This window comes from Tsukamurella soli (genome assembly GCF_039541155.1).
Lineage (GTDB): Bacteria > Actinomycetota > Actinomycetes > Mycobacteriales > Mycobacteriaceae > Tsukamurella > Tsukamurella soli.
Genome location: NZ_BAABFR010000006.1, coordinates 43,413 through 66,898, shown reverse-complemented (window position 1 = coordinate 66,898; position 23,486 = coordinate 43,413). Strand labels below are relative to the sequence as shown.

Annotated in this window: 23 protein-coding genes; 12 read left to right on the top strand and 11 right to left on the bottom strand. The window is 70.0% G+C overall.

The annotated features are described in order from the left end of the window. Positions 1 to 16: 16 nt before the first annotated feature. Complete coding sequence (locus ABD908_RS03320) at positions 17 to 949, bottom strand: LysR family transcriptional regulator (protein ID WP_344990813.1); 933 nt, start codon at positions 947 to 949, stop codon at positions 17 to 19. Between the two features lie 532 nt (positions 950 to 1,481). Here ABD908_RS03320 and ABD908_RS03315 point away from each other — a divergent pair. From ABD908_RS03315 to ABD908_RS03290, 6 genes are read left to right on the top strand one after another with little or no spacing between them, the layout of a single operon-like run. Beyond that, positions 1,482 to 2,414, top strand: a complete 933-nt coding sequence (locus ABD908_RS03315; RefSeq protein WP_344990810.1) for a TauD/TfdA dioxygenase family protein — start codon at positions 1,482 to 1,484, stop codon at positions 2,412 to 2,414. Next, entirely contained in the window at positions 2,411 to 4,057 is a 1,647-nt protein-coding gene (locus tag ABD908_RS03310; RefSeq protein ID WP_344990807.1) for an ABC transporter substrate-binding protein, read from the top strand. The genes ABD908_RS03315 and ABD908_RS03310 overlap by 4 nt, the downstream gene beginning before the upstream one ends. A gap of 2 nt (positions 4,058 to 4,059) precedes the next feature. After that, the gene (locus ABD908_RS03305; RefSeq protein ID WP_344990804.1) at positions 4,060 to 5,073 is read left to right on the top strand and encodes an ABC transporter permease; all 1,014 of its coding nucleotides are present in this window, start codon (positions 4,060 to 4,062) and stop codon (positions 5,071 to 5,073) included. Then, a complete protein-coding gene (locus tag ABD908_RS03300; RefSeq protein WP_344990801.1) occupies positions 5,070 to 5,924 on the top strand; it encodes an ABC transporter permease in 855 nt (284 codons plus the stop codon). Before ABD908_RS03305 ends, ABD908_RS03300 begins: the two co-directional genes overlap by 4 nt. 1 nt (position 5,925) lies before the next feature. Continuing rightward, positions 5,926 to 7,608 carry an ABC transporter ATP-binding protein gene (locus ABD908_RS03295; RefSeq protein WP_344990798.1) on the top strand — a complete coding sequence of 561 codons (1,683 nt, stop codon included), beginning with the start codon at positions 5,926 to 5,928 and terminating at the stop codon, positions 7,606 to 7,608. After that, on the top strand, positions 7,605 to 8,825 hold the full coding sequence (locus ABD908_RS03290; protein ID WP_344990795.1) for an acyl-CoA dehydrogenase family protein: 1,221 nt from the start codon (positions 7,605 to 7,607) through the stop codon (positions 8,823 to 8,825). Before ABD908_RS03295 ends, ABD908_RS03290 begins: the two co-directional genes overlap by 4 nt. 77 nt (positions 8,826 to 8,902) lie before the next feature. Here the strand turns inward: ABD908_RS03290 and ABD908_RS03285 are convergent, their stop codons facing one another. Both ABD908_RS03285 and ABD908_RS03280 read right to left on the bottom strand, forming a co-directional pair. Further along, complete coding sequence (locus tag ABD908_RS03285; RefSeq protein WP_344990792.1) at positions 8,903 to 10,204, bottom strand: LLM class flavin-dependent oxidoreductase; 1,302 nt, start codon at positions 10,202 to 10,204, stop codon at positions 8,903 to 8,905. Next, positions 10,194 to 11,093 (bottom strand): LLM class flavin-dependent oxidoreductase, encoded by a 900-nt coding sequence (locus ABD908_RS03280; RefSeq protein ID WP_344990788.1) that lies wholly within the window; start codon positions 11,091 to 11,093, stop codon positions 10,194 to 10,196. Before ABD908_RS03280 ends, ABD908_RS03285 begins: the two co-directional genes overlap by 11 nt. A gap of 207 nt (positions 11,094 to 11,300) precedes the next feature. Between ABD908_RS03280 and ABD908_RS03275 the strand changes: the two genes are divergently transcribed. After that, a complete protein-coding gene (locus ABD908_RS03275) occupies positions 11,301 to 12,305 on the top strand; it encodes an aldo/keto reductase (RefSeq protein ID WP_344990785.1) in 1,005 nt (334 codons plus the stop codon). A gap of 71 nt (positions 12,306 to 12,376) precedes the next feature. On the opposite strand, the gene ABD908_RS03270 is transcribed toward ABD908_RS03275, so the two are convergent. Continuing rightward, entirely contained in the window at positions 12,377 to 12,631 is a 255-nt protein-coding gene (locus ABD908_RS03270) for a helix-turn-helix domain-containing protein (protein WP_344990880.1), read from the bottom strand. Positions 12,632 to 12,669: 38 nt separating this feature from the next. On the opposite strand from ABD908_RS03270, the gene map reads away from it, so the two are divergent. Together map and ABD908_RS03260 are read left to right on the top strand one after the other, a co-directional pair. Next, entirely contained in the window at positions 12,670 to 13,437 is a 768-nt protein-coding gene (map, locus tag ABD908_RS03265; RefSeq protein ID WP_344990782.1) for a type I methionyl aminopeptidase, read from the top strand. Positions 13,438 to 13,513: 76 nt separating this feature from the next. Continuing rightward, positions 13,514 to 14,086 (top strand): TetR/AcrR family transcriptional regulator, encoded by a 573-nt coding sequence (locus ABD908_RS03260; RefSeq protein ID WP_344990779.1) that lies wholly within the window; start codon positions 13,514 to 13,516, stop codon positions 14,084 to 14,086. 66 nt (positions 14,087 to 14,152) lie between these two features. Here the strand turns inward: ABD908_RS03260 and ABD908_RS03255 are convergent, their stop codons facing one another. Both ABD908_RS03255 and ABD908_RS03250 read right to left on the bottom strand, forming a co-directional pair. Then, complete coding sequence (locus ABD908_RS03255; protein WP_344990877.1) at positions 14,153 to 15,037, bottom strand: class I SAM-dependent methyltransferase; 885 nt, start codon at positions 15,035 to 15,037, stop codon at positions 14,153 to 14,155. A gap of 82 nt (positions 15,038 to 15,119) precedes the next feature. After that, a complete protein-coding gene (locus ABD908_RS03250; protein ID WP_344990776.1) occupies positions 15,120 to 15,716 on the bottom strand; it encodes a TetR/AcrR family transcriptional regulator in 597 nt (198 codons plus the stop codon). A 123-nt stretch (positions 15,717 to 15,839) separates the two neighbouring features. On the opposite strand from ABD908_RS03250, the gene ABD908_RS03245 reads away from it, so the two are divergent. The 3 genes from ABD908_RS03245 (at position 15,840) to ABD908_RS03235 (ending at position 17,933) form a co-directional block, all read left to right on the top strand. Then, positions 15,840 to 17,000, top strand: a complete 1,161-nt coding sequence (locus ABD908_RS03245) for a serine hydrolase domain-containing protein (protein WP_344990773.1) — start codon at positions 15,840 to 15,842, stop codon at positions 16,998 to 17,000. Positions 17,001 to 17,402: 402 nt separating this feature from the next. Next, complete coding sequence (locus ABD908_RS03240) at positions 17,403 to 17,558, top strand: DUF6131 family protein (protein WP_344990770.1); 156 nt, start codon at positions 17,403 to 17,405, stop codon at positions 17,556 to 17,558. Positions 17,559 to 17,714: 156 nt separating this feature from the next. Then, complete coding sequence (locus ABD908_RS03235; RefSeq protein WP_344990874.1) at positions 17,715 to 17,933, top strand: hypothetical protein; 219 nt, start codon at positions 17,715 to 17,717, stop codon at positions 17,931 to 17,933. Between the two features lie 978 nt (positions 17,934 to 18,911). Here ABD908_RS03235 and ABD908_RS03230 read toward each other — a convergent pair. From ABD908_RS03230 to ABD908_RS03210, 5 genes are read right to left on the bottom strand one after another with little or no spacing between them, the layout of a single operon-like run. After that, a complete protein-coding gene (locus ABD908_RS03230; protein WP_344990767.1) occupies positions 18,912 to 20,090 on the bottom strand; it encodes a THUMP-like domain-containing protein in 1,179 nt (392 codons plus the stop codon). Between the two features lie 3 nt (positions 20,091 to 20,093). Next, entirely contained in the window at positions 20,094 to 21,056 is a 963-nt protein-coding gene (locus ABD908_RS03225; RefSeq protein ID WP_344990764.1) for a class I SAM-dependent methyltransferase, read from the bottom strand. An 11-nt stretch (positions 21,057 to 21,067) separates the two neighbouring features. After that, the gene (locus tag ABD908_RS03220; protein WP_344990761.1) at positions 21,068 to 21,856 is read right to left on the bottom strand and encodes an enoyl-CoA hydratase/isomerase family protein; all 789 of its coding nucleotides are present in this window, start codon (positions 21,854 to 21,856) and stop codon (positions 21,068 to 21,070) included. Positions 21,857 to 21,866: 10 nt separating this feature from the next. After that, positions 21,867 to 22,604: an NUDIX hydrolase gene (locus ABD908_RS03215; protein ID WP_344990758.1), complete on the bottom strand. Its 738-nt coding sequence runs from the start codon at positions 22,602 to 22,604 to the stop codon at positions 21,867 to 21,869. Next, positions 22,601 to 23,443 carry an ABC transporter ATP-binding protein gene (locus tag ABD908_RS03210; RefSeq protein ID WP_344990755.1) on the bottom strand — a complete coding sequence of 281 codons (843 nt, stop codon included), beginning with the start codon at positions 23,441 to 23,443 and terminating at the stop codon, positions 22,601 to 22,603. The genes ABD908_RS03215 and ABD908_RS03210 overlap by 4 nt, the downstream gene beginning before the upstream one ends. Positions 23,444 to 23,486 lie beyond the last annotated feature (43 nt).

Below are 23,486 nucleotides of genomic sequence, written 5' to 3'. Positions count from 1 at the left end.
TCCGCGCGACGCGTATTCATGACGCGACGCTCCACCGTCCGGCCGGGGGAACGGCGAGCGCGTCGGCAGCGACCGCCCGCAGCACCCGAAGGACGGAGACCATCGTGGGGTCGCCGCGCCGCCCGTCGCGCATGACGGCGCTGATCCTGCGCGCACCGAGGTCCACGTCGCGAACTATCAACCCCGCCAGCCGATCCGGAACCGCGAGCAGCGGCACGACCGCCGCCGCGACCTCGGTCGCCGCGACGTCGCAGATGTTCTGCGCGCCGACCAGCCGATGCTCGACCCGCGCCGTGAAGCCCGCGCTGTCGGCGAGCCGCGTGACCGCGACGCCCAGTCCACTGTCCGGCGGCCCCGTGACCCAGGGCGCATCCGCCAGCGCATGTAGGCCGCCGCTCCGCACGCGCTGGCGCCAGTGCGCGGGGGCCATGAGGACGAGCGGTTCGGACAGCAGTGTCTCGCTTGTCATTCCGCCGAAGAACTGCTGGCCGAGGAAGTCGTAGCTGCAGGTGATCGCGAGGTCGACCTCACCGCGGCGCAGCAGCCGGAGCGCGGCTGAACTCTCCTCCTGCTGCACCTCGACCCGGATGCCCGGCTCCGCGATCCGCAGCCGCCGCATCAGCGGCACCGCGAGGATCGGCACGCCCATGTTGAACGACGCGACAGCGATGCGACCGGCGACCCGGTCGCGGGTCGCCGCGACCGCGCTCAAGGTCTCGTCGATCGCCGTCAGCACCTGCCGGGCGTGCTCGACCATGACCCGCCCGCTGGGGGTCAGTCCCAGGGTGCGCCCCTCCCGGCGCAGGAGCACCGCGCCGACCTCCTCTTCGAGAACTCGAAGCTGTTGTGATACCGCAGAACCGGTGATTTCCCGGCGCTCCGCGACGGCGCTCACAGAACCCAGTTCGGCGAGGTCGCACAGGAGCGACATGCGGCGTAGGTCCAGCATCAGTCTCGCCCCCGGAGGCGGCGCCCCGCTCGGGCGTCGGGATGGTGGTCGATGGACATGTCGGGACCTCTCAGCCGGCCGGCAGGCGAGAACGCGTGCGGCCGATCGGTGATATGCGCGGAGACCACGCCTGACTGATGCTCGCGGGACTCAGCTGCAACAGATCGCGCTGCGGTCACGCATCTGGTCGACGTACCGTCGACCGAACAGCCGTTGCGCAACCATGGACACATGGTCCCACCGAGCGACGGGCGGCGCGCGGACGGCGATCGGGGATGCCCCGAAAGATACGCCCTACGCTGCGGATTCTCTCCGTCCGCGGCAGGAATCTGGGCGGGTGAAATACCGGCGCCAGAGGGAACACCGGCTCGATACACGGTTCGCGGGCGTCGATTAAGGACCGCTGAAGGATTCCGGTAGAAGAACATGGTTGTTCGCGTGGGCTCGGGGATCGACTCTGAGTGACGTCGCTTCCCGGTCTGGGATGCGTATCTCCGGATCGAAACTCGCGCAATCCCTTCAGGAGCCTGCAATGACCCAACTCGAGGAAACCACCAGCCTGGACCTGGGCGTCACACCGCTCGCCGGCTACATCGGCGCCGAGATCGGCGGGGTGGACCTCCGCGGCCCCCTCGATCCCGCCACGGTGGACGCGATCCGCAACGCGCTACACCGGTACAAGGTGATCTTCTTTCGCGACCAGGAGATCGGGCACGCGGAACAGATCGCGTTCGCCCGCCTCTTCGGGAAGGTCACCCCGGCGCATCCGCACGAGGAGAACCCGCCAGAGGGCTTCCCGGAGATCCTGCCGATCGACAGCCGACGCTACGAGACCAACCTGGGCCGCAAGCGGACCTCCTACGACAGCAGCTGGCACACCGACGTCACCGCGCTGATCAACCCGCCCGCCGCGTCGATCCTCCGGGCGCACATCCTCCCGCCGTTCGGCGGCGACACGGCCTGGACCAATCTCGTCGCCGCCTACGAGAACCTCCCCAAGGATCTGCGCGACTTCGTCGACCGACTCGACATCAAGCATCGGTTCCACACGCGTGCGGCCGCCGGAAGCCAGCGCGACCGCAAGGTCCGCGAGGCGAATCTCGTGTCGTACCACCCGGCGGTGCGCGTACACCCCGAGACCGGAGAGCGCGCACTGTTCGTCAGCCCCGGCTTCACCCGCGGCGCACGGGAGATCCGCGGCCTCACCCAGACGCAGAGCGAGCGCATCCTCGCGCTGCTCTGGGAGGAGGCTACGCGCACCGAGTACACGGTGCGGTTCCGTTGGGCCCCCGGCAGCGTCGCCTTCTGGGACAACCGCGCGACCGCGCACCTCGCGATCTCCGACGCCGGCCACCTCGGGCACGACCGGGTGCTGTATCGCGTCACCCTCGAGGGCGACGTCCCCAGGGGCGTCGACGGCCGGGAGTCCGAGCAGGTCTCCGGCGAGCCCTTCCACGGCTCATGACCCATGAGTTCACCCGCCGCGCCTTCCTCGGTCTCGGTGCCGCGGCACTGGGATCCGGCGTGTTGGCGGCGTGCGGCGGCGGCTCGCCGCGCCCGCGGTCCTCGGGCTCCGGCTCGGTGCCGCGGGCGGGCGGCGAGATCGTCTACCTCAACGCGATGGTGAATCCCGGTTACCAGCAACAGCAGATCGGCTCCTGGCACGCGCTGCAGTACTGGGCACTGTTCACCGAATACCTCTTCTACATCAACGAGAAGAGTGAGCTGCTGCCGCACCTGGCGACCGGGTTCACCGCCGACTCCGACTTCACGAAGTTCACGATCGGCATCCGCAAGGGCGTCACCTTCTCCAACGGTGAGGTGCTCGACGCCGCGGCCGTCGCCAAGAACCTCGACCTGTTCGGGCTCGGCGACACCACCCGTGCGATCCCCCGCGTCGCGAACCTGCCGCAGGGCTATCAGCGGGCCGTCCCCGTCGGCGACTACGAGGTCGAGGTGAGCCTGAAGGACCCGTTCCCGGCGTTCATCCGTCACCTTGCGGGCTCGTCCACCACCGCCATCCTCGCGCCGGCCACGATCGACCTGCCACTCGCCGAACAGTCCGATCTGAGCAACACGCACGCCACCGGCCCGTGGACGGTGGCGTCGTGGACACCGAGCAAGGAGGTGATCCTGAAGCGTCGGGAGGACTACGCGTGGCCGCGCCCCGACGCGCAGCACACCGGCCCCGCGCACCTGGAGAAGATCACCGTCCAGCAGCTGACCGAGGACGAATTGCGGGTGGGCGCACTCGAATCCGGCCAGGCGCACATCATCCACTACCCGCAGCCGAGCGCCGAGGCGGGGCTGGCGAAGAAGGGGTTCACCGTGATCGACGCGTTCGGGCCCGGCAGCGTGTGGGGGCTGCACATCCGGATCACCGCGCCGCACGTCGACGATCTGAGGGTCCGCCAGGCGCTCACGCGGGCCGTCGACCGCCAGCAGATCGTGGACACGCTGTATCCCCCGAACTGGAAGGTGGCGCAGGGCCCGCTCAACCGCGCGACGCCGTGGGGCGTCGACCTCTCCGAGAAGTTCTCGTACGATCCCGATCTGGCGAACCGGCTGCTCGACGAGGCCGGCTGGACGGGGCGCGACAAGCACGGCTATCGCACCCGCGACGGGGAGACGCTGGAGTTACTCGAGTACCCGTCCGTGTTCATCACCACCTCGAAGTCCGACCTCACGTTGATCGCCCAGCAGTGGCAGCAGGTCGGGGTCAAGCTGACGCTCGAGAACGTCGACTACGACAACTACAACACGGTGACCGCACCGAACCTCACGCCACCCGTGCCGCTGTACGAGATCCACTGGGGTGCTGCCTATCCCACCTTCCTATGGCGATGGTGGGACACCGGCCAGGAGAACCAGTTCGACGCCCCGCCGGGTGGCCGGATGGACCAGCTGCTGACGCAGATCACCGGCGCCCGCACAGACCAGGAGGCATACGCCCTGGCGGCCGAGCTACAGGAGTTCGTCATCGACAACGCATATTTCATCCCGGTCCACGAATTCCCACAGAACTTCGCCGCCGCGGGGAACCTCGAGGGGATCGGCTACGACGGATACCCCCGCATCCAGCTCTACGACGCGTGGCTGGACGCCTGACCATGACCGCTCTCCTCGCCACCCGCCGCATCCGTGCCGCCCGGTCCGCCGGCGGCGCCCGCACGTCGTACGGTCGCCGCTACGTCCTGTCCCGCATCGGCCAGGCCGTCGTCGCGGCGGTGCTGGTCTACGTCCTGGTGTTCGTGATCGTCACCATCCTGCCCGGCGATCCCATCGAAGCCCGGCTGCGCAATCCCGAGGCCGGCTACACGGAGCAGCAGATCCAGGACCTGCTCGCCTACTACCACCTGAACCGCCCGGTGTGGTCGCAGCTGGGGTACGCGCTGCAGCGGCTGGTCTTCCACGCCGACTGGGGGCTGTCCCTCGATGCCGGGCGTCCCGTCTGGGCGGTGGTGCTGGCCGGCCTCCCGTCCACGCTCGAACTGGCGGCGGCGGCCTTCGTCATCGCGCTGGCGCTGGCGTTCGCGATATCGCTCGGCGCGTGCTACCTGCCGGCGCGATACGGCGGCGGACTGCTGCGGTCGTTCCCCTCGCTGTTCCTGTCGGCGCCGAACTTCCTCATCGGCCTGCTCGTGATCGCCGTGTTCTCGTTTCGGCTGCACTGGTTCTCGATCGTCGACTACAGCGCAGTGAGCGCGCTGATCTATCCCGCGGTCACCCTCGCGATACCGGTCTCCGCGCCGGTCGCACAGGTCTTCATCAGCGCGCTGGACGGCGCCCGGTACGAGCAGTACACGACGGTAGCGATCGCTAAGGGCATCGGTAGAAACACGCTGTTCGTGCGGCATTGGCTGCCCAACGCAGCGCTGCCCACCCTCACGATCGCAGCGATCATCGTCGGCGACCTGCTCGGCGGCTCGATCATCACCGAGGCCGTGTTCGGCCGGACGGGCCTGGGCACGGTGATCGAGACGGCCGCAACCGATCAGGACGTCCCCGTGCTGCAGGCGGTCGTGACCCTCGCGGCGCTGATCTTCCTCGCGATCAACCTGATCGTCGATCTGATCTATCCGGTGCTCGACCCACGCCTGCGACGAACGGCGGCGACGCGATGACCGTCCGAACCCGAGCCGGCCTGGTGCCCGCCGTCCCACGGATCCGGCTCGACGCACTCCGCGCGCGGAACGTGTACACCCTGCTGGCCGGGTCGATCGTCCTGGTGGTCGTCGCCTGGGCGGTCGCACCGGGTCTGTTCACCCACCAGAGCCCTTACGTGGGGATCACCCGCGACCAGTTCCAGGGCCCGTCGACGGCGCACCTGTTCGGCACCGACCAACTCGGCCGGGACGTCTTCGCACGCGTCGTCTACGGTACCCGAGCCGCCGTGCTCACCTCGCTCCTGGCCGTGGCGATCGGCCTGGTGGTCGGCAGCCTGATCGGCCTGATCGCGGGCTTCTTCGGCGAACTCGTCGACGCGGCCCTGGGGCGCCTGATCGACGTCCTGCTCGCGATCCCCGCGTTCCTGCTGGCCGTGATCGTGGTCGTCTCACTCGGCTTCGCCACCACCAACGCCGCGATCGCGGTCGGTGCGTCGTCGGTGGCGGTGTTCGCGAGACTGAGCCGGTCGGAGACGCTCCGAGTCGAGTCCCTCGCCTTCGTCGAATCCGCATACCTGGTGGGCGGCAACAAGATCCAGATCCTGTTTCAACACGTGCTGCCCAACACCTACCGCCCGGTCCTGGCGCTGGCGGTGCTTCAGTTCGGCATCGCGATCATCAACATCTCCGGCCTGGCGTTCCTCGGCTACGGGAGTCCGCCGCCCGCCTCGGACTGGGGGCTGCAGGTCGCGGACGGCAAGGCGTTCTTCTACAGCTTCCCGTGGCTCGTAGCCGCGCCCGGCGCCGTCATGGTGCTGACGGTGCTCTCGCTCAACCAACTCAGCAAGTCGATCGGTAGGAGGAAGTGACATGACCACCACAGTCGAGGAGGTCGACGCCGCGGGCGACGCCGGCGTCGCGCCGGCGCCGTTGCTCGCCGTACGTGACCTCGCGGTCACGTACCCCCGCGGACGCACGGCCACCGTCGGCGGCGTCGCCTTCACTGTCGAGCGCGGCGAGACCGTCGCTATCGTCGGCGAATCGGGCTCCGGGAAATCGACGGTGGTGAACGCGATCCTGAGGTTGCTCGGCGCTCACGCGACCGTCGAGGGGACAGTGGAGTTCGACGGCCACACGGTGTCCGGCCTGCCCGAGCGCGAGTTCCGCCGGCTGCGCGGGCGGCGGATCGGATACGTCCCCCAGGACCCGACATCGTCGCTGAACCCGGTGCGGCGCATCGACCGTCAGCTGTACGAGGCCTTCAAGACCTCCGGGCTGCCAGAGTATGCGCAGACCGGCACCTACCGGAGCAGGGGGCTGGCGCTCCTCACCTCGGTGGGCGTCGTCCACCCGGAACGAGTACTGGGCTCGTACCCGCACGAGCTGTCCGGCGGTCAGCTGCAGCGGGTCCTCATCGCGATCGCCATAGCGCAGTACCCCGACTTCATCGTCGCCGACGAGCCGACCTCCGCACTCGACGTCACCATCCAGCGCACGATCCTGGACCTGATCGACCGGCTCAAGGCGGAGAACGGTCTGTCGGTCCTGCTCGTCACACACGATCTGTCCCTCGCCGCCGAGCGCGCGGACCGGGTACTCGTGCTGGACCGGGGTGTCGTCGCCGAGTACGGGCCCGCCGAGGAGGTGCTGCGGCACCCGGCCGCCGACTACACCCGGGAGCTGATCGGGGACGTCCCGAGCCTGAACCCCGACAGATTCTCCGAGATCAAGGCGCGGCGGCGGGCAAGCGCCGGCAACGCCCCCGCGCTGGCCGTCAGCGAGGTACGCAAGACCTACGGGCGCGGCGACCGGCGCGCCGAGGCGCTCAAGGGGGTGTCGCTGTCCGTCGAGTCCGGCCGGACCCACGCGCTGGTCGGCGAGTCGGGGTCGGGCAAGTCCACCCTGGCGCGGATCATCCTGCGCCTGATCGAACCCGATTCGGGCCGGGTGTCGGTGGCGGGCGAGGACATCGCGCACCTCGGGCGCCGCGAGTTGCGCGCCGCGCGCCGCAACCTCCAGCTCGTATACCAGAACCCGTTCAACTCACTCGATCCGACGTACTCGGTGCAGCGTCTGGTGTCCGAGCCCCTGCGGCGCTACCGGATCGGCGACCGCCGCGAGCGCCGCGACCGCGTGGCCGAGCTACTGGGGCTGGTCGGCCTGGACGAGTCGTTCTCGAGGCGCAGCATCCGGGAGCTGTCCGGCGGCCAACGACAGCGGGTGGCGATCGCCCGCGCCCTCAGCCTGCACCCGAGCCTGCTGGTGCTCGACGAGCCGACTTCGGCGCTGGACGTGGTGGCGGCGGCCCAGATCCTGCAGGTGCTCTCCGATCTGCAGGTGAAGCTGGGCCTGAGTTACCTCTTCATCTCCCACGATCTGAGCGTGGTGCGGCAGTTCGCCGACACGGTGACGGTCCTGCAACTCGGCGACGTCCGGGAATCCGGCACCGTCGATGAGGTCTTCGACCACCCCCGCACCGACTACACCCGCGCCCTGATCGACTCCATCCCCAGGGCGATCCACGACACCCGAGCAGAGGCACGACAGCGATGACAGAGTCCACCACCCAGTCCCCGACCGTGTACCCGCCGGCCCTCGACTCCGCGGAGCTACGCGAGATCCTGGACTCGATCGCCGCCGACGCACGGGCGCGCCGTGACACCGGCGGCCGGCCCGAGGTGGCACTGGAGCTGGTGCGACGGCACCGCCTCGGAGCGGTGCGGGTGCCGGTCGCGCTGGGGGGCGCCGGCTACTCCAAGCGCCAGCTGTTCGAGCTGGTGATCCGCTTGGCAGAGGCCGATCCGGATGTGCCACACATCCTGCGGGTGCACTGGGGATTCGTCGAGGATCGACTCCGGTTGCGGCAGCGGGAGAACGGCCGCCCCTGGCTGGAGCAGATCACCGACGGCGTACTGTTCGGCGGCGCCAGTTCGGAGTTGAGCAACCACGCCGTGGGTAGCTACGCCTACGACACCACCGTGACCCCGACGACGGACGGATACGTGCTGCGCGGCCGGAAGTTCTACAGCACCGGCAGCCAGTACTCCGACTACCTCCGGATCGTCGCGGCGGACCCGGCCGGGAAGACGGTGAGCGTCCTCATCCCGGCCGATCGCACCGGCGTCGTCCACGCCGACGACTGGGACGGCATCGGGCAGCGCGAGACCGGCAGCGGGACGACGATCCTGGACGACGTGCGGGTGGACGCCGACGAGCTGATCACATGGGAGCACTGGGAGGACGACGCTCGCCCGCGGTCCGCCCAACCACAGCTGATACTGCATGCGATCGCCGCCGGCATCCTGCGCTCCGTGACCGCAGACGCCGCCGAGCAGCTGCGCACCCGACGCCGCACGTACGCCTTCGCCGCCGCGGACCGGCCGACCGCGGACCCGCAGCTGCTCGAGGTGGTCGGCCGGCTGTCGGCGGCCGCCTTCGTGGCCGAGGCGACGGTGCTCGCGGCCGCGGATGCCCAGGACCTGGCCGCCGCCCACGCCGTCGAACACGGGGCCGCCGATCCGGACCTCGAGCACGAGGCCTCGCTCCTCGCCGCGAAGACGAAGGTCGGGATCGAGCACCTCGCGCTCGAGGCGGCCGGCGAGCTGTACGCGGTCGGCGGCGCGTCTGCGACACGCGCGTCCGCGCATCTCGACCGGCACTGGCGGAATCTACGGACGTTGTTCTCCCACAACCCGACTCCGTACAAGGCGCGGGCGATCGGGGACCTGGAGGTGAACGGCACGCCGCTGCCGCGCGTGGGCTTCTTCTAACGGCGTGAGATCCGGCGCGCCGCTGCGAGCGCGGTCCCCGTTCTCCGGGGACCGCGCTCGCCGTCGACCGGAGCGGCTCAGGACGCCGCAGCCGCAGCGCCGGTCACCCCGACCGGGATGCCCAGTCGACCACGGAGGGTCCGCTCCGAGTACTCGCGGCGGAACAGGCCCCGCTCGCGCAGGATCGGCACCACGTGGTCGACGAAGACGTCGAGACCATCGGGGAAGCGGTCCGGCATCAGGTTGAAGCCGTCGGCCGCACCGGCGCGGAACCACCGCTCGATGGTGTCGGCGACCTGCTCCGGCGTCCCGGTCACCTTGCGGTGGCCGCCGGCACCCGCGAGGCGCCCCAGCAGCGCGCGTACCGTCGGCTTCTCCTCCTGCGCGAGGCGCACCACCGACTCGCGGAAGCCGAGCGACGCACCGAACCGCGCCGGGTCCGGTGGGTCCGCCAGAACCCGTTGCGGCAGTGGGCTGTCCACGTCGAGCTCGCCCGGCGCCACCCCCAGCAGCGTCTCGAGTCGCGACAGCGGGAAGCCGTCGGGCGCGGTGGCCTCCGTCTCCGCGTGGCGGCGGAGCGCCTCCTGCTCTGTGCTGCCGATCGTGGTGATCAGGCCGGGCAGGATCCGCACGTCCGCCGGATCGCGGCCCGCCGCCGCGGCGACGGCCTTCACGTGGTCGTAGTGCTCGACGCCGGCGCGCAGGCTCAGCTCGGCGGAGAAGACGGCGTTCGCCTCCCGCCCGGCGAGCTCCCGGCCCGCCGGGGAGCCGCCGGCCTGCACCAGCAGCGGATACCCCTGCGCCGACGCGCGAACCGGGAGTCGCCCGGTGACGTCGAAGAACTCGCCGTGGTGATCCACCGCGGGCCCCCCGAGCGCCGAACGCCACAGCCCCTGCACCACCTCGACGAACTCTCCCGCGCGCCGATACCGGGTATCCCGGTCCGGAAGCTCGGAGAGCCCGAAGTTCCCGGCGACGTCCGGGCTGTAGGTCGTGACCACGTTCCACGCCGCCCGCCCACCCGAGACGTAGTCGAGCGAGAGGAACCGGTACGCCAACTCCCACGGGTCGTTGAACGTCGACGACGCCGTGCCGATCAGGCCGAGGTTCTCCGTCGCCGCCGCCACCGCGGCGAGGATCAGAGTGGGTTCCAGGCTGCGCGACGGCTTGTAGCGCGGATCCTCACGCAGCCCCGGGCCGTCCGCGAGGAAGAACGCGTCGAGCGTCCCCCGCTCGGCGATCCGGCCGACGGTCTTGAAATACTCGATGTCGACGAACGCCAGCCCATCCAGGTCGTTGTGCCGCCAGGCGTCGTGGGTGATCCCGACGTCGAGGACGTTGACGTTCAGGATCACGTGTCGCTGCGCTTCAGTTGCCATGGGATGCCCCTGCCTTCCGAGTGTCTGCCGGCACGGTCGCCGTCTGGTCCGTGTGCGCCGCGGGGTCGCGGAAGACCCGCCGCCCGCCGGTGGGCGGCTCGACGGTGGACAGGCCGAGCCGAGCCCGCAGGGAGCGGCCGGAGGGCTCACCCGTCGCCGGGGCGTCCCGCACCAGGCGGCGCAGCGATTCCGGATCATTCACCCGGTGCAGCACGAAGCGGCCCTCCCCGGGGCGGACCACCACGTCCGCGACCGCGGCCAGCGCGGCACCGTCGGGCCCGTCGTTCCAGGCGAGCACCGGCGGCCAGATCTGCGGGCTCCACGGCACCTGGAACGGGCCGTCGACATCGAACGCACCGCGGTGGTCGATCGCGACGATCCGGTGCGATTCGGCGAACACGCCCGTGGCGCGATCGGCGACGATCGCGTCGACGGGGAAGCTGCGCCACAGCTCGCGCAGCACCCGGGCCGCGTCTGCGGCGGCCTCGTCGGGCGCGGCCCGGGTCCAGGGCGACCCGGGGCTCGCGTGCGGATCGCGGGGCACGAGGAGCACGCCCGCGCGGCCGCCGGACGCGTGGTCGATGGTGGCCAGCCGCCGGGCGAGGTTGTACGGATGGTCGCGCTGCGGCGAGGCGGCGACGATCAGGCCGAGGTCGACGGTGTGATGCGCCAGGGTGATCGCGGCGACCGTGGGGTCGATACCGTCGGCCGACACGTGCGGCCGTGCGTCGAAGACGAGGTCCGCGCCGAGGACCACCGCGTCCGCCACCGCCTCCAGTCGCTGCGCCGACCTGGGAAGTTCCGCCGCGTGCTGCGGCGCGAGGAGTTCGGCGAGTGCCGCCCTGGATATCACGACCAGGACCGGCGGTCGTTCGTTCGGGATAGTCATCCCCCGACAGTGCGGCCATATCGGCGCGCGAACAAGCAACCGCCGCTACATGATCTGTGAAGCTCCCGGCCACCTGAGCCACCGGGCCGCGGTAAGAAGATCTGAAGGAATCCCGTAGCGCCGGTGCCTGGTTCCGCTGCGCGGGACGGCGGAGAGTGTGTGGGGGCGTAGCCCCTGGGGCACATCGACACGCGAGGAGAGCACCACATGACTGAGACCGCACAGCAGCGGCGACTGGGCGCGAGCGGCCCCCTGGTATCACCGATCGGGCTGGGGTTCATGAGCTTTCGTACCGGCTCGGGGCCGGACGATCAGCGGCAGGCGACCGCTGTGGTCGACGCGGCGCTGGACTCCGGCATCACCTTCTTCGACACCGCCGACGTGTACGGCCCCGAGCACAGCGAGATCCTGCTCGGCCGCGCCATCCGGGGTCGTCGCGATCGGGTCGTGCTCGCCACCAAATTCGGCAACGCCCTCGACCGGGACTCGAATCCCGGTCACCGTCGGATCGACGGCCGCCCGGAGTACATCCGCACCGCCATCGAGGCGTCGCTGCGCCGGCTGGGCGTCGACCACGTCGACCTCTACTACCAGCATCGCGTGGACCCGACGGTGCCGATCGAGGACACCGTCGGCGCGCTCGCCGAGCTGGTGGCGGCGGGTAAGGTCCTGCACCTCGGCCTGTCCGAGCCCGGTCCGCAGACGATCCGCCGCGCGCACGCGGTGCACCCGATCGCCGCGATCCAGAGCGAGTGGTCGGTGTTCACCCGCGACATCGAGACCGATACCGTCCCCGTCGCGCGCGAGCTCGGCATCGCGCTGGTTCCGTACTCGCCCCTCGGGCGGGCCTGGCTCACCGGCGCGGTCCACTCCCGGGGCGACGTCAGCGGCCAGCGCACCGCGCATCCCCGCTTCGCCGAGGAGAACTTCGCCACCAACCACGCCCTCGCGGAGGAGGTCTCCGCCCTGGCCGCCGCACTCGGGGTCCGACCCTCGCAGGTCGCGCTCGCGTGGCTGCTGGGCCGGGGCGACGACGTGATCCCCATCCCCGGCACGCGACACCCGGAGTACGTGCGGGAGAACGCCGGCGCCGTCGGGATCCGGCTCACCGAGGACCAGCAGGAGCGGCTCGGCAAGCTCGCCGAGCAGGTCGCGGGTGAACGGTCGATCCGGCCCGAGAGCCTCGGCACGGAGGCGCCGCCGAAGGCCTGACAGCCGCCGGCCCGAGAATTCGAGACCGAAGCGATGCGTGCGCGATGCGCTGGTCAGGGTGTGCGACGGCATTACGCGGGGACGCTGCGCGAGTACTCCTGCGCCAGCGCGTCGACCGAGATCCCGAGGGCCGCGGCCAGGGCGACGACGGTGCCGAACGCCGGGGACGGCAGGCGGCCGGCCTCGATCTTGCGCAGCGTCTCCGGGGAGATCGCCGCCGCCCGCGCGACGTCGTCGAGCGACCGCTCGCCGCGAGTTCGCCGCAGCTCGCCGCCGAGGCGGCGGCCGGCCTCGATCTGCTCGTCGGTCAGGGGCTTGCGCACCATCATGCGATCCACCATACCCAGTCTGGTATAAAAATACCGTGATGGAGCTGAAGACCGCCGCCGAGATCGAGAAGATGCGCACCACCGGTGCTTTCATCGCCGAGCTGCTCGACGCTCTCACCTCGCGGGCGAAGGTGGGCGTCAACGTCCTCGACCTCGAGGACCACGCGCGCGGGATGATCGCGGCCCGCGGCGCCGAGTCGTGCTACTGGGACTACGCGCCGTCGTTCGGCAGCGGCCCGTTCCGCAACGTCACCTGCCTGTCGGTCAACGACGCCTGCCTGCACGGGCTTCCGCGCGATCACGTGCTCGCCGACAGCGACGTGCTGTCCGTGGACATCGCCGTGTCGATCGACGGATGGGTCGCCGACGCGGCGCGCACCGTCATCGTCGGCACCCCGCGGCCCGAGGACGCCCGGCTCATCGCGACCACCGAGGCCGCACTGGACGCGGCCATCGCCGCCGCGCGGCCCGGGAACCGGCTGGGCGACGTGTCGCACGCGATCGGCCGGGTCGCCGAGGCTGCGGGCTACACCGTGAACCTGCAGTTCGGGGGCCACGGCCTGGGCCACACGATGCACGAGGACCCGCACGTGCCGAACAACGGGCGGCCGGGCCGCGGGCTGAAGCTGGTGCCCGGCATGACCTTCGCGCTCGAGCCGTGGCTGTGCGCCACCACGGACAGGATCGTCTTCGACGACGACGGCTGGACCATCCGCTCCGCCGACGGCTCGCGCACCTCGCACAGCGAGCACACCGTCGCGATCACCGACGACGGTGCCCGGGTGCTCACGCTGCCCCGGTGACCGGAAACGACGACGATCTGTAGCGGGCGACCGGTGTCATATCTGTTTGGTAGTTATTAATTGGTAACTTGTCGGCATGGCTGAACGGATGAGCGGGACCGCACGGCGAGCCCAGGTGCGGGACATCGCAGCTCGGGAGTTCGCCGCACACGGGCTGCACGGGGCCTCGACCGAGGCGATAGCGAGAGAAGCGGGAATCACGCAGGCGTACGTCTTCCGGATGTTCGGAACGAAGAAGGCCCTGTTCCTAGAGCTGGTCCGAGGGGCGTTCGAACGACTCAGCGACGCGATGCGAGACGCGGGCGAAGGGAGATCCGGCCTGGAGGCGCTCTCGGCGATGGGTACCCGGTACTTCGACTCGCTTGCCGACCAGACCGGATTGCTGTTGCAGCTTCAGGGCTTCGCCGCATGCGGGGACCCGGAGGTCGGGGACGCGGTGCGCGCGTGCTTCGCACGGCTGTGGGACACGACCGAGGGCGGTACCGGGCTCGAGCCGCTGACCGTGAAGTCCTTCCTCGCGTTCGGGATGCTCCTCAACGCCACTGCCGCGATGGACGTCGAGCACGTCGATGCGGCGTGGGCCGATGGCGTCCGTACCCGGGTCCAGTCCGGATTGTTCGCGCACATCACCTCCGAGACGAACCGATGACCGCACGGTTCATTCCGCGACGCACGTCGGAACCCGCGCGACTCGCCGGTCGGCAGTGCGCAGCAGTCACTGGCCGCCGGCGCGGAGGATGCGGCTCGCGCGTAGCGCGTGGGGGGTCTCGTTCTGGAATTCCGCTGGTCCGTCGATGAAACCGTCGATGAGCTGCGCAGCGGAGTGGTCCTCGATCACCGTCAGCCCCAGTGCGCGGAGCTGCGCAGCGATGTCGGTCGGTGCGAAGTAGCTCAACCAGGGCTCACCGGCGGCGGCCACGCGGGCTTCGCGTTCCTGTAGCTGCTCACGCTCCTCGTCGTCCTCTGCCGGTTGCAGGTAGTCGAAGACCACCTCACTCGGCTGAGCCTGGGTGGCGATGTAGCTCAACGTCGTTCGCACGGCGACCGGGGTCAGATAGAACACCACGCCAAGCCAGACGAACACCGCCGGATCAGTGCGACTGAATCCGGCAGACGCTAATCCCGTTGCCAGAGTATCGGTTTCGAAATCCACGGGGACAAAGGTCAGTGACTGCGGGATCTCGATCCCGGACTCGGCGAGGCGATCACGTTTCCATGCCTGGGTGGCGGGATGGTCCACTTCGAAGACCCGCAGACCGGGGTGCGGATTGCGATAGGCGAAGGTGTCCAACCCCGCCCCTAGGATCACGACCTGCCGTACGCCCACAGCAGCAACCGCCGCTATCCGATCTTCGGCGAACCGTGCACGAGCGGCGAAGAACAGACGGCGCGGCCGATACGTGGCGCCGCTACCGGGTCGATCCTCGGTCGGCGCCGCCCGGTCGGCCAGCTCGTCGGTGGTGACACCGAGCAGCGATGCCACCACCGGGTCGGTGAGGATGCGAGGATCGTCGGCGACCTGGTGATACGCACGTCCGTATGCCGTCGCCAGCGCAGTGCGACTCGGTCCGCCGCGATCAAGGCGCCGTCCGTCGCTCATCATGCCAGGGATGCTACACGACACTAGTTAGTAACTAGTAACCAATAACTCAGATTGCCGGCGCCGCCGCGGCCCGCAGCGGCTATCCGCCGCGTGCAGGTCTGGGCGCCCGCGGCTCACGGGCCGGCAGGCCGCGCAGCAGAGCCTCGAGGAACAGGTCGAACCGGGGTTCCGCGGCCCCCAGCTGCAGCGGGTTCTCATGGCCGGCAAGCCAACCGACCATCGAGCTGATGAAGATGTACCAGCTCTGCTCCGCCAGCTCGTCGCCCACTCCCGCGTCGATGAACGCCGCGACCATCTCGCCCCGCATCCGCTCGAAGGCACCGGGTGTGTGGCGGTGCGGTCGCGACAGGTGGGTGGCATACCCCGGGGCCGCTAGGTATTGATCGTGCATCGCCCAGCCGACGGCGGCGAGCCAGCTCCGCCATCGCCGCGGGCTGCGGGTGCCGGCCGCGCCGAGGACCCGCTCGATCATCACCTCGTTGACCAGGTCGAAGAGCTCGTCGCGGTCACGGACCCACCAGTACAGGGCGCTGTGTGTGACGCCGAGCCGAGCCGCGAGGTCGCGCATCGTCAGCGCATCGAGGTTCTCGGCCGCGAACGCCGCATCGACGATGCGCTCGCGGCTGATCTGGGTGGGACGACCGCGCCCGCGCCTGACCCGCCCGTCGTCTGCCATGGCTGCGACTATACGAAGCTCTGGACACACATTTATTGACCATTGGATGATAAATACCTACGCTGCAGGAAGAGCATCGCTGCCGGCACATCCGCCGCAGCGGCCGACCCTGTGGAGGGCGAGATGACCGATGGGAACGTCGTCAACGGCACGGTGGAGGCCGGGTTCGACTCGGTACGTGAGGAATTCGCGGCGGCGGCCGCAAGCGAAGGGGTGGGCGGGCTGTCCGCCCAACTGGTTGCCTACCACCACGGTCGACCGGTCGTCGACTTGTGGTGCGGACCGGAGGTCACCGGCGATTCGCTGCTCGGTATCTACTCGGCCGGCAAGGGCGCGGCCCACCTGGTCGTCGCCACGCTGGTGCAGGACGGTGTGCTCGATCTCGATCAACGGGTGTGCCACTACTGGCCGGAGTTCGCCGTGCATGGCAAGGACGATCTATCGCTGCGCGAGCTCATGTCCCACCGCTCGGGGCTGGTCGGCGCCGACGGCGGATTCACCGTGGCGCAGCTCGCCGACGACCACGTCGTGGCGCAGCGGTTGGGCGCGCAGCGCCCGTACTGGCGGCCGGGTAGCACCTTCGGCTACCACGCACTGGTCATCGCCGCCCTCACCGGCGAGGTCGTGCGGCGTGCCACCGGGAAGACCATCGGCGAACACTTCACCGAGCGGATCCGGGTGCCGCACGGCGTCGACCTGTACTTCGGCCTGCCCGAAGACAAGGAGCACCTGTTCTTGTCCGCGGAGCCGCCGGTACAGACACCGGAGCGGCTCGCGGCGGCGACAGCCGCGCTGACCCCACCGAACAGCATCAACGGCATCGCCTTCAACCGCAACCACCCGGACAATCCGCCGGTGTGGCAGCTGCCGAACATCGCGGTGGTCCGGCGGATGGGCCCCGCGTCGTTCGGTGCGGTCGCGTCCGCGCGCGGCCTGGCGAGGATGTACGCGGTGGCCATCGGCGCCGTCTGCGGCGCCGCACCCCTGCTCACGCCCGACACCGCCGCGACATTCGGCCAGATCCAGTCGACGGGCCACGACATGGTCCTCCGCCAGCACAAGTCGTTCGCGGTGGGCTTCCACGCCACCTCCGAGGTGTATCCGGTGCTCGCGCAGGGCGCGTTCGGGCACAGCGGCGCGGGCGGTCAGCAGGCCTTCGCCGATCCACGCAACGGCCTCGCCTACGCGTACAGCCGCCGTCGGACGCCGCACCCAGCCGCCCCGGCGCCGGAGAACGACCGCATCATCGCCCGACTGGTGCAGAGCGCCCAGCGGTTCGACTAGACGTCGGCTGGGCGCGCCGTCCCGTAACGCGTTCTTCCGCTTGGGATTCCGCCTCTTCGCTCGATACCGTCGTCGTCGCAGTCCGCACACCATCTGCTTGTCAACAGCGTTAAGCATCACCGTTGACCAACAGTGTTGACATGCGCTGCGGACAAGCGTTGAATAATACCTATAGCGCATCGTTTTACGAGGGTCTCGCACGACGACGAGCGGCACGGGGCGCGGGCCGCGGCTGAGACTGCGCCCATATCCGGCCGGTCACCCGGTCCGGAGGTTCACATCGCAATCGTTCGACGGAGTTCGACGAAGGGGGTGCCTTCACACACTGACCGATCGAGGCCGCGTCCGCGATCATCATTCATTCTTCAACCAATCATGTACAGACACTGAAATGGAGTCACCATGATCGTCCTCGGAATAATACTCCTCATCGTCGGATTCGTGTTCAAGATAGCGATCGTCTGGACCATTGGGATCGTCGCCCTGATCATCGGTCTGGTCCTGCTGGCACTGGGCTCGTTCGGCCACGCCGTCGGCGGGCGCCGACACTACTACTGATCCCAGACCCCACCGCTGGATCCACTGCGTGCCGCCCACCGGACGACATCAGCGCACAGCAGAAGTTAGGAAATAGAAATGCGTTATGAAAACAGTCGTGGGATGGGCTACGGAGGCGGGGGGTATGGCCGCCGAGGCGGCTATGCGGGAAGGAATGTGATCGGGGTGATATCGGTACTGGTGCTCGCCTGGCTGATCATCGGCGCGATCGCCGCCGGCCAACGTGGATATTTCACACATGCCGCGCAGAACTGTGCCAGTAGTGCCACCACCGCGATGACAGTGATCGCGGGGCCGTTGAACTACATGGGCACCAACCCCAAGGTGGCGGGTTGCGATATCCCGCATCCCAGCATGCCGCAACCCAGCCGATAACGATCATCAGCAATCACCGGCGCCCGCTGTGACGCCGAAGATGCCTGCTCCAGACATGTCTAAGGAGCCATAATTGCTACCACTTCCATAATCCTCATCGTTGCGATCGCGGTGGTGGTGGTCGCCGCACTCATCGCCGACCCCGCGGTGACCCGACGCAGACGCGCAGAACACCACCGGGTCGAGGCCACCGAGATCCGCGAGCGGGCCGGCGGGCAAGCGCACCTGGTGGCGCGGCGCGAAGCCCTCGCCACCGAGACCGCAGCCCGGGCCCGGGCCGCCCCGGCACAAGCCGACGTGAGGGGCCGCGGAGGCGTCGGGCCTGGCCCACCGCGCAGCCGAACAACGTGGTCAGGCGGTCGCCTCGCGGACCGAGGTGAACCGCGAGTTCGCGCGGGCCGACACGATCGACCCCGACACCGAGTCGGCCGACGCATCCCGCCAGTAGCGGGACGGGCCGGTGTCGACACCGTACCGAGCTCCGACCTCGGCGCCCCGAGCTCACCCTTCGATCACCTAGTCACCGGACACCTGCGCACCATCGACTTCTCCCGCAGGCACGGCCGGCGGGAGAAGTCCGTCCGTCGACGTCTGTCGAGCGGCCTGTCCCACGACCCCTGCTCGCCGGACAGCGGCAACCAGTCGCCGTCACCGGGACGAGGGCCTTCATCCTGACCGCCTTCCCGACGCTCACCTGTATCGAGGTCGACCGGGCCCTCGGATCGACGGCCGGCCGCAACACAGTGGGTCAGCTGCGGCACGAGGGGACCGTCATCGGACTGCACACGGCGCGGCGATTCCTCTACCCGGCGTTCCAGTTCGACATACAGCGGCACCGGGTACGACCGGTGGTCGCCCGACGTCCAACGCCATGATCGACGCCGCACGCGACCTCTGGGGCGCTGCCTCGTGGTGGCTGACCGCACCTACCTCTGAGGCGCGTCGGACCGACGGGCCGGCGCTACGCACCGGCCTCGCCTACGCGTACAGCCGCTCGGCGCGGGTGGGGCGGCAGACCCACGCCGTCACGCCGCGGCCGATCCGCGCGATGACAACCGAATATGCCTCTCCCCCATCGAGTTTCAGTCGCCTACGCAGCACGTCCGGATCGATTGCGGCGCCCCGCGTGAGGATCTCGACGGTGCCGGCGCCGCGCGCCCGCAGCGCCGCGCGCAGCGCCTTCTCGGAGTACTTCAGCTCGTCGAGCACCGCGAAGCCGCGGACACCCGCCGGCACCGAGTCGCCGGACAGATAGGCGATCCGGGGGTCGAGCTGCCACAGGCCGTGCCGGAATCCGTAGTGCCGCACCAGGCCCGCGCGGATCACGGCACCGTCGGGCTCGATCAGGAACCGTCCGGCCGGGGCGACCGGCACGTCGTCGGGCTCTGCCGAGGTGATCTCGAAACCGTTGCCGCCCAGCACCGTCGCCCTACGCAGCCCGCACGCGGCGATCGGCCCCGCCCACAGGCACGCCTCGCGCACTCCCCCGTCGAGGGAGACCAACTCGACCTCGCCTCCGAAATCCACATCGCCGCAGCCGTTTCGATACAGCCTCTCGTAGTCGATGCCGGGTGCGGTCTTGACTGCCAGGGAGCGGCCGCGATAGGCGTCGAGCAAGGCGCTCAACGGCGGCAGCATCTGCTCGGGGTCGACGATGCGCCGTCCACCGGCCCGGCGGGCGGGGTCGGCGATCACGACCTCGGCGGTCGACGACGGGGCGAGAGCATCGGCCCGGAAGACCAACGCGCCCGGGCAGTTCCGGCCGGCGATCGCCGCCCGGATCGGGTCCAGGTCGCTGCCGAGGACCGCCGGGCAGCGGGCCAGCAGGGCGCGCAGCTCCGCTCCGACGGAGCAGGTCACGTCGTGCACCGACAGCCCCGCCAGGCGGTCCGCCCGGTGCATGGCGACGGCCGATGGGGTCGCCTGCTGCAGCGATTCCGAGTCCAGCAGCCAGGTCTCGGGGTCGTCGAGCTTGCCGACGGCGCGCCGCCGGGCCCGCACCAGTTCGACGGCCGCACGGGCGCCCTCGCCGTGCGCCCGGCGCAACGCAGCGACGTCTGCGAGCAGGGTCCGATCGGACAGGGAACGGGCGGCCGCATCGTGGGCCGCCCGCTGGCCCGCCGAGGATGTGAGGAACGCCAGGTCACCGGCGTCCATGCCCTACGCGGGCTTGGTGCCGGTGACGGCCAGGTTGTAGAAGAACCGGCGGGGCACGACGCGCCGCAGCACGTTCTCGTCGAGCGCCGAAAGCGTCTTCCAGCCGCCGTACGCGAATCCGGCCCAGCCGAAGCCGAGCTTGCCCTCGGGGACCGCGGCCTCGAAGGTGCGCACCGGCCAGCCGAGGAACGCCGCCGAGAACTCCTCGGTGGTCACCCTCGCGTCCACCGCGCCGGCGCGCCGGGCCATGGCCTCCATCCGGTCCGGGTCGAAGGTGTGGATGTCGACCACGGCCTCCAGCGCCGCCGCGCGCGACGACTCGTCCAGCTCGGCCTGCGGCCGGCGCCACTCCCGCAGGAACGGCAGGCGGGTGACGTTGGTGGTGATCTCCCACGTGATCCGCCCCAGCCACCGGGCGTAGAAGTCGCCCACGGTGGTGGGCTCGCCCGCGAAGACGAACCGGCCGCCCGGCTTGAGGACGCGCAGCACCTCGCGCAGGGACTGCTCCACATCGGGGATGTGGTGCAGCACCGCGTGCCCGACGACGAGGTCGAAGGTGTCGTCCTCGTACGGGATGGTCTCGGCGTCGGCCACGCGCCCGTCGACGTCGAGCCCGAGGCCCTCGCCGTTGCGCAGCGCCACCTTGACCATGCCCGGCGAGAGGTCGGTGACCGACCCCTTCTTGGCGATCCCGCCCTGCATGAGGTTCAGCAGGAAGAAGCCGGTGCCGCAGCCCAACTCCAGCGCGCGTTCGTACGGCTCCTCGTTATCGGCTCCTACGGCTCCCACGAACCGGTCGCGCGCGTACGTGATGCACCGCTCGTCGTAGCTGATGTGCCACTTGTCGTCGTAGGTCTCGGCCTCCCAGTCGTGGTAGAGGACCTGCGCGAGCTTGGTGTCCTGGTACGCCGCCGCGACCTCGTCCGCGCTCGCGTGCGGGTTGGGTGCCGGTTGTTCGTCGGTCATAGAGGCCAACCTTACCGCCCGGTGAACTTCGCCTTCCCGGGTCCGTTCTCGATGAACGAGGTCATGCCGATGACGCGGTCGTCGGTGGCGAAGAGACCCGCGAACAAGTGACGCTCGATCGCCAGTCCGTTCTCGAGGTCCACCTCGAGCCCTTGATCGATCGCCAGCTTGGCAGCACGGATCGCCTGCGACGCGCCGCCGGTGAACTTCTTCGCCCAGGTCAGCGCCGCGTAGTACACCTGGTCGGGCGCCACGACCTCGTCGACCAGCCCGATCGACAGGGCCTCCTCGGCGCCCACGAACCGGCCGGTGAACACGATGTCCTTGGCCTTCGCGGGGCCCACCAACCGCGCCAGGCGCTGGGTACCGCCGCCGCCCGGAATCACGCCGAGCAGCACCTCGGGGGTACCCACCTTCACGTTGTCCCCGGCGATCCGCCGGTCGCACGCGAGCGCGAGCTCGAGGCCGCCACCCAGTGCGTAGCCGGTGATCGCGGCCACCGTCGGCTTCTGGATCAGGGCGGGCGCGGCGATGCCGTACTGCAGTTCCTGGGCCGCACCGCTCATGTCCGCGTAGGACATGCCCTGCATCTCCTTGATGTCGGCGCCGGCGGCGAACACCTTCTCGCCGCCGTACACGATGACGGCCTTGATGTCGGCCCGCGAGTTCGCCTCACGCGACACCTCGACCAGCTCGGACTGCAGCTGCCGGTTGAGGGCGTTCATCGGCGGCCGGGCCAGCCGGATGGTGCCCACGCCGGGGTGCTCGTCGGAGGTCTCGAGGGTCACGAACTCATTCATGGCCGTCACGTTACCGGGCGTCCGGAGCGCCGCTCACCGCGTCGTGTCGGACGCGCGCGGCGATGTACTCGGCGCAGCCGGGGAATATCCGCTCGTCCTCGGACTGCCCGTCGGCGAGCTCGACCGGACCCGGGTCGGCCCCCTCGGCCGCCCACCCGAGCGCATCCTCGGCCGTCTCGAATCCGCACAGCGTGTGCAGCACGGAGAACGTCGGCGCCATCAACTCGTGGGCACCCGCCTCGTACGCGGCGATCGCGTCCGCGGGCCGCGCCCAGCGCGCCGCGACGGCCTCGGTGGTGCGCATGTCGGCCTCCTGGCCGGCGGGCAGCGCGATCAGGAAGAACATCGTGTCGTAGCGGCGGGTACGGCCCGGCGGAGTGATCCAGCGGGCCACCGGTACCAGGTGGTCGGTGTCGAGCCGCAGCCCCTCCGCGGCCAACAGGTCGGACAGCCGCAGCTCGTGGGCCTCCACCGCGGCCCGCTCCGCCTGATAACCCGACGCCCGGACCGGGCCGTCGGCCAGCAGCACCCCGCACTCCTCGAACGTCTCCCGCGCGGCCGTGACTCGCAGGTCACCGTCGTCGGCGGGGTCGAGGCCGCCCCCGGGGAACACCGTCATGCCGCCGGCGAAGGCCATGCCGCGCGAACGCCGGAGCAGGAACACCTCCAGCCCGTCCCGCCCGGTGCGCAGCAGGACGACGGTGGCCGCCGGCTTGATCGCGGGCGCGCCGGCACCGTCGCCACTCACTGCTGCAGCCTCCGTCGGCCGGGCCTGGCCGCACGGCGCGCGAAGTACCGCTTGCCCGACCGCTCGAGCACGATCCGCTGGCTGAACGTCTCGGACAGCGCCTCCGCGGTGAGCACGTCGCCGAGCAGGCCCTGGGTCACCACTTCGCCCTCCCGCAGCATCATCGCGTGGGTGAAGCCGGGCGGGATCTCCTCGACGTGGTGCGTGACCAGGACGATCGCGGGGGCGTCCGGGTCCTCGGCAAGAGTGCTCAGCCGTGCCACGAGCTCCTCCCGGCCGCCCAGGTCGAGACCGGCGGCCGGCTCGTCCAGCAGCATCAGCTCCGGATCGGTCATGAGCGCCCGGGAGATCAGCACCCGCTTGCGCTCGCCCTCCGAGAGAGTGCCGTAGCGGCGGTTGGCGAGGTGCTCCGCGCCCATCGACTCGAGCATGTCCACGGCACGCGCGATATCGATGTCGTCGTACTGCTCGCGCCACCGGCCGAGGACGGAGTAGCCCGCCGAGACGACGAGGTCGGTGACCAACTCCTCGTCGGGCACCCGGGTCGCGAGAGCGGCGGACGAGACACCGATGCGCGAGCGGAGCTCGGAGACGACGGCGCGTCCCATCACCTCGCCCAGGATGTGCGCGGTGCCGCTGCTGGGGAACACGTCGCCGGACGCCAGACGCATCAGCGAGGTCTTGCCGGCCCCGTTGGGACCGAGGATCACCCACCGCTCGTCGAGCTCGACCTTCCAGTCGACGGGACCCACCAGGTTCCGGCCGTCGCGTCGAAGCGTGACGGAATCGAAGTCGACCAATAGATCCGGATCGGGCGCAGCGGAATCGGGTTCGGACACGCTGTATATCCTGCCGCATGAGGCGCGCTCCGGACGGTAGGAC